The sequence below is a fragment of the Spirosoma litoris genome (assembly GCF_054776755.1).
The window spans coordinates 32845-38844 of the sequence record NZ_BAAHBI010000068.1; the positions used below are offsets into that span (position 1 = coordinate 32845).

The window sequence follows — 6000 nt, forward strand, 5'->3', positions numbered from 1 at the left end:
TGGGTTTGGGCAGACAATAACCAATGTTACTTTTTCTAAAGCTACAGTTTGTGCAGGAGAAGGACTTACTGTTTCTTTTACAACAAGTACTTCATTCGCTGTGGGAAATGTTTTCACAGCGTATTTATCTGATGTTGTTGGAGGTACTTATCCAACAACTTTAGGTACTCTGACGTCAAGAACGGGGGGGAATATTAGTGGAACTATTCCTTCGACAGCCGCAAATGGTAATTCCTATCGTATTCAAGTAGTTGCCAGCAATGCAACAAAGGCTACCAGTCTATTAACCCTTACGATTAATGTCCCTGCTGCTCCAGGTATACCTTCTCCTTCTCCTACTTATTGTGAAGGTAATTCCCCTCAATCACTAATTGCTACAGCTTCAGGCGGTGGTACGCTAAACTGGTATGGCCAGAATCCATCAGGCACGCCCTCTAGTACAGCAACGAAACCAAACACTAATCTTGTTGGCTCAACACTCTATTACGTCAGTCAAACCGTTAACGGCTGCGAAAGTCCTAAAGCAACTATAACTGTTACAGTAAAAGACACACCTGCTGCTCCCGGAACTTCGCCCATAAGTTATTGCGTAGGACAAACAGCCAGCTCTTTAGTAGCAACCCCAGTAGGGTCTGCAACGCTTAATTGGTATGGTACAAACTCAACAGGAGGGGCAGCTTCATCTATTTCTCCTGTTCCTTCAACAACGGCTGTGGGTCCTACCTCCTATTATGTCAGCCAAACGTTGAACGGCTGTGAAGGTCCTCGCGCCAGCCTTGTTGTTACAGTTTCCAATCCCCCCAATCCTCCGACCGTAACGAAACCTGCTGATTATTGCGACGGTGATGCTCCTCAATCATTAAATGCAACGGCTTCGGCGGGGGGCGTACTTAACTGGTATGGTACGGCGGCATCGGGAGGAACAGCATCAACTGTGGCGACACAACCAAATACAAGCCTTATTGGCTCAACTAATTATTATGTCAGTCAAACAGTTAATGGATGCGAAAGTAGCCGAGCAGCCATCACGGTTACCGTAAAAAGTAAACCGGGCTTACCAGCTACAACTCCGGCTCCTACCTATTGTCAAAGTCAACCGGCAGTTGCTTTGTCGGCCACGGCTTCTACTAGTGCCGTTCTCAACTGGTATGGTACATCTGCCAATGGAGGCACCGCATCAACCGTTGCGCCAACACCTACTACCTCTCAATCAGGAGTCACAAATTACTATGTGAGCCAAACCTTAAATGGCTGCGAGAGCTCAAGGGCATCTATTGCCGTTACGGTTAAAGCGACTCCAGCGGCCCCTACCGTAACGAGTCCGGTTATCGCCTGCCAAACGCGTAGTATAGACCCTTTATCGGCAACACCCTCATCGGGAGGAACTCTGATCTGGTATGGCACATCTGCCAATGGAGGAACAGCATCAAGCGCGGCCCCAACTCCTGCAACAACTAATACAGGGTCAACCACTTATTATGTTAGTCAATCTGTTAACGGCTGTGAAAGCCCAAGAGCAGCATTGACCGTAACGGTTAATGCAATACCCCCCGCTCCCTCCGGACAATCGGTTACGTACTGTGAAGGAGTTACCCCTCAAGCTCTGGTCGCAACCGGATCGCTCTTGAAATGGTATGGCACTAACCAAACGGATGGTACAGCTTCAACCAACGCTACAATTCCCAGTACAGCAGCCTCTGCCGTTGGTACGATTACTTATTATGTAACGCAAACGATTAGTGGCTGCGAAAGCTCACGTACGGGTATTCCTGTCGTAGTCAAAAGCAAACCTGCTGCGCCTGGTACAACAAATGTTGAATTATGCCAGGGGGCTGCCTCCTTAACATTAACAGCAACAGCTTCTGCAGGCGCCGTGCTTAACTGGTATGGTACTTCAGCTAACGGTGGGGCTGCCTCTTCGAATCCACCTGTTGTTTCCAGCGCAACGCCAGGTAATACACCTTACTATGTTAGCCAAACCTTAAACGGCTGTGAAAGTACTCGTGCTGGCTTGAGTGTTCGGGTAAAATCCCTACCCCTTGCTCCTGTTGTGAGCCCTGTTAGCTTCTGTAATAATGCAACAGCCCAACCACTAACAGCCTCCGGTTCAAATCTAAAGTGGTATGATGATGCCGATAAGTTGCTAAATGGGACACCTACTCCAAGTACAGGCACTTTAGGTAATCTAATTTACAAAGTTTCGCAGACCGTTGACAATTGTGAAGGCCCTAAAGCAACACTTACAGTAACTATCAATTCAGTACCAACTTCACCAACGGGTACTTCTCCCAGTGCCTATTGTGAGGGTACTACGGCCCAGGCCTTAACCGCTATTGGACAGAATTTGAAATGGTATGGTACTAACCAAACTGGTGGCACTGGATCAAGCAATGCTACGGTTCCGAGCACAGCAGCATCGGCAATTGGCTCTGTCACCTATTACGTAACCCAGACAGTTAATGGCTGTGAAAGCGCTCGTACCGGTATACCTGTGCAGGTAAAAGATACGCCCGATGCTCCCGGAACTTCTGGAATTGACTTTTGTCAGAACTATGCAGCCCCAGTCCTTACAGCGTCTTTAGTCACTAATGCTACGGCTAACTGGTATGGCACATCTGCCAATGGTGGTACGGCTTCTTCTAACGCGCCTACGCCTGCAAATTCTACCGTTGGGACAACTGTATATTATGTTAGTCAGACGTTAAGTGGTTGTGAAGGACCTCGTGCCAGTCTGAGCGTACGGGTAAAGACTACACCTGGCGCACCAAGCGTAAATCCTGTAAGTTTCTGTAATAACGCTACGGCACAACCATTAACGGCCAACGGCATAAACTTAAAATGGTATGATGCTTCCGATAATTCGTTAAATGGGACGCCTACTCCCAACACGGGTTCGGTAGGTAACCAAACCTATAAAGTTTCACAGACATCCAGCGAAGGTTGCGAAGGCCCCAAAGCAACAATAACCGTTGTCATTAATGCCTTACCTAGCCAGCCGACGGTGGCGCCTGTTACGTATTGTCAGACACAACAGGATCAACCCGCGCAGAACGTAACATCATTACAGTCTAACGTTAGTGGGCAAAATCTTCGTTGGTATAATACAGACGGTAATCAATTCCCCAACGCGCCTATTCCGTCCATTGATAAAGCGGGTACGCAGACCTTTAAGGTTAGTCAAACGGTCAACAACTGCGAAAGTCCCAAAGCCGATTTGGTCGTTACAATCAATACAACAGCGGCACCTATTACCCCAAAACCCGTGGTTGTCTATTGTATTAACGACAATGCCACGCCCCTGGAAGCCGTTGGTGAAACAGGTAGCCAATTAAGATGGGTTGATCCTTATGGTCGAGTAACTACCTATGCACCTACGCCTGCAACAACCAATACGAATGTTCAGCCAGGTGGCGATCCTTTTTACGTGTACCAGATTGGGGTAAATGGCTGTTATAGTCCCCGAACCCTCATCAAGGCTGTTGTTACATCACCACCTACATTAGGCTTAACAGCACCTACCACTACGGTAAATTTAGGCCAGCGGGCTCCGTTGCAATTAAAGTTTACCAGCTCAGGGCCATTTACCTACACGCTTACAGGTGGTTACACGGGTACGTCGACCAAAACAGACACAACCATTTCGGTACTACCCCGTGGCAACACAATCTATCAGGTAATAACCGTTTCGAATGGTTGTGGAGTAGGGTTACCAGGGAGTCCGGCAACGGCTCAAATCAATGTTATTGTCCCAACGGTTTCAACCAGCTCCATAGCAACAACAACCTTATGCACAGGCACATCGCTTGCGGTACCGTTTACGACATCAGGGCAGTTTAATTCGGGCAATGTATTCAGAATAGAACTGGTGAGTGCAATCGATACGACGAAAAAGTATGCTGTTTCGGCAACCGCCACAAGTTCTCCCGTTACAGGAACGCTTCCAGCTACGCTTCCGGGAGGCCAGTATCTTGTTCGCGTAAAAGCCGATAACCCAGAGATCGCCATCATCGGTAGTAACAGCCCTACTCAACTAACTGTACGCTCTGTTGCGAGTGCAACGCTAACGGGTTCGCAGACTATTTATGAAGGTACTCCCGCTAATTTAACCCTAACGTTTGGGGGTGATGCGCCATGGACGACAACCTACGCGGACAGTCTTAACAATTATTCGATCACGACGTCCACGAATCCGTATTTTTTTGAAGCGCGACCGACTAAAACAACAACCTATCGTTTAACCAATGTGACAAACGTTTGTGGTAGTGGACCAATTTCGGGTACCGCGACCATTGTAGTCTCCCCACTTCTGGCTACGGACGACAACCCGCTTGATCCGTTAATCAAAACCTATCCAGTACCTACGCAAACCATACTTAGAGTAGAGCTAGATCTGCCATTAACGCATACGCCTGCAACCTTATCGCTTATCGATGCCGGAGGCCGGCCCGTTCTGGAGAATAGTACCCGTAAACAGCTCAATGAACTTGATCTGACCGCTCAGCCTAATGGCCTGTACTTTCTACGTATACAGGTTGGCGACCGACAAACTGTTCGGAAAATAGTAAAACAATAAACTATTGTTGACCAACGACGCTCATGCCCGATGAATATTTCATGGATATCGCGCTAGGGATGGCCGAAGAAGCCGCCGATAATGGCGAGATTCCGGTTGGCGCTGTTGTTGTTTGCCGAAATAGAATTATTGCCAAGGGCCGCAACCAAACCGAACAGCTGACTGATGTAACAGCCCATGCCGAACTTATGGCGATTACAGCCGCCGAACATTATTTAGGTGGCAAATACCTGACCGACTGCACTTTATACGTAACATTGGAGCCCTGTGTAATGTGTGCAGGCGCTTTATTCTGGGCGCAATTAGGTAGGTTAGTAATCGGCGCAAGTGATCCCAAACGAGGGTATAGCCGAATGCAACCATCCATATTACATCCTAAAACCCGCATCGAAACGGGAGTACTAGCCAACGAAAGTCAGGTGCTATTGGCAAAGTTTTTTAATCGTCTAAGAACATAAATTGAAATCGGCTTGTTAACTGAACCGAATAATCTTACATTCTAACTAATCAATACAATGGCTTTTGTATTAGATCCGCTTCCTTACCCAAGTGATTCGCTCGAACCGAATATTGACAAACAGACAATGGAAATTCACCACGGCAAGCACCACAACGCTTACGTGACGAACTTGAATAATGCCATTGCAGGCACCGACATGGAGAATAAATCCATCGAAGATCTGCTGGCCAGTGTGAGCAAAGCACCCGTTGCTGTTCGTAATAATGGCGGTGGCCATTATAACCATACATTATTCTGGAATACAATTTCGGGCACGGGTGGAGGACAACCTACCGGCACGTTAGCTGAAGCTATCAACCAGAAATTTGGCTCATTCGACGCCTTCAAAGAAGAATTTACGAAAGCCGCAACAACTCGTTTTGGTTCGGGTTGGGCTTGGTTGATCGTAACGCCAGAAGGTGAATTAGCGATCACGTCTTCACCAAACCAGGATAACCCATTAATGGATATTGCCGAGGTAAAAGGCTTCCCTATTATCGGCCTTGATGTTTGGGAACACGCTTATTACCTGAAATATCAGAACCGTCGTCCAGATTACATTGCTGCCTATTTCAACGTAGTTGACTGGAATGCTGCCGAAAAACGGTATCAGCAAGGCAAGCAAGCATAAAATAATGATGAATGATGAATGATGAATGATGAATGATGAATGATGAATGATTTTACAAAAAAAAACATCATTTATCATTCATCATTCATCATTATTTTTTACCTTTGCACTCTCAAAACGGTGATCGTAGCTCAGTTGGTTAGAGCGTCGGATTGTGGTTCCGAAGGTCGCGGGTTCGAGCCCCGTCTTTCACCCTGAAAAAAAAGCCCTGAACAGTCAGGGCTTTTTTTATTGCCCTGACTCGTCCTGAAATAGGTTGACACATCCCTCAGCTTATTTTATGGATACATCAACCAA

Annotated in this window: 3 protein-coding genes and 1 tRNA gene; all 4 read left to right on the forward strand. The window is 47.1% G+C overall.

Going from position 1 to position 6000, the window contains the following annotated elements; translation table 11 throughout:
• Positions 1-100 precede the first annotated feature (100 nt).
• The 4 genes from ACYVGR_RS32875 to ACYVGR_RS32890 all read left to right on the forward strand — a co-directional run bounded on the left by ACYVGR_RS32875 (position 101) and on the right by ACYVGR_RS32890 (position 5898).
• The gene (locus ACYVGR_RS32875) at positions 101-4573 is read left to right on the forward strand and encodes an Ig-like domain-containing protein (protein ID WP_460964450.1); all 4473 of its coding nucleotides are present in this window, start codon (positions 101-103) and stop codon (positions 4571-4573) included.
• Positions 4574-4596: 23 nt separating this feature from the next.
• Entirely contained in the window at positions 4597-5031 is a 435-nt protein-coding gene (locus ACYVGR_RS32880; RefSeq protein WP_460964452.1) for a nucleoside deaminase, read from the forward strand.
• 57 nt (positions 5032-5088) lie between these two features.
• Positions 5089-5703: a superoxide dismutase gene (locus ACYVGR_RS32885; protein WP_182459733.1), complete on the forward strand. Its 615-nt coding sequence runs from the start codon at positions 5089-5091 to the stop codon at positions 5701-5703.
• 119 nt (positions 5704-5822) lie between these two features.
• Positions 5823-5898: transfer RNA gene (locus ACYVGR_RS32890), tRNA-His, on the forward strand.
• Positions 5899-6000 lie beyond the last annotated feature (102 nt).

Excerpts from the sequence above, each read along its gene's own strand:
- ACYVGR_RS32880 (WP_460964452.1), top strand. The coding sequence starts at position 4,597 with ATGCCCGATGAATATTTCATGGATATCGCGCTAGGGATGGCCGAAGAA.
- ACYVGR_RS32885 (WP_182459733.1), top strand. The coding sequence starts at position 5,089 with ATGGCTTTTGTATTAGATCCGCTTCCTTACCCAAGTGATTCGCTCGAA.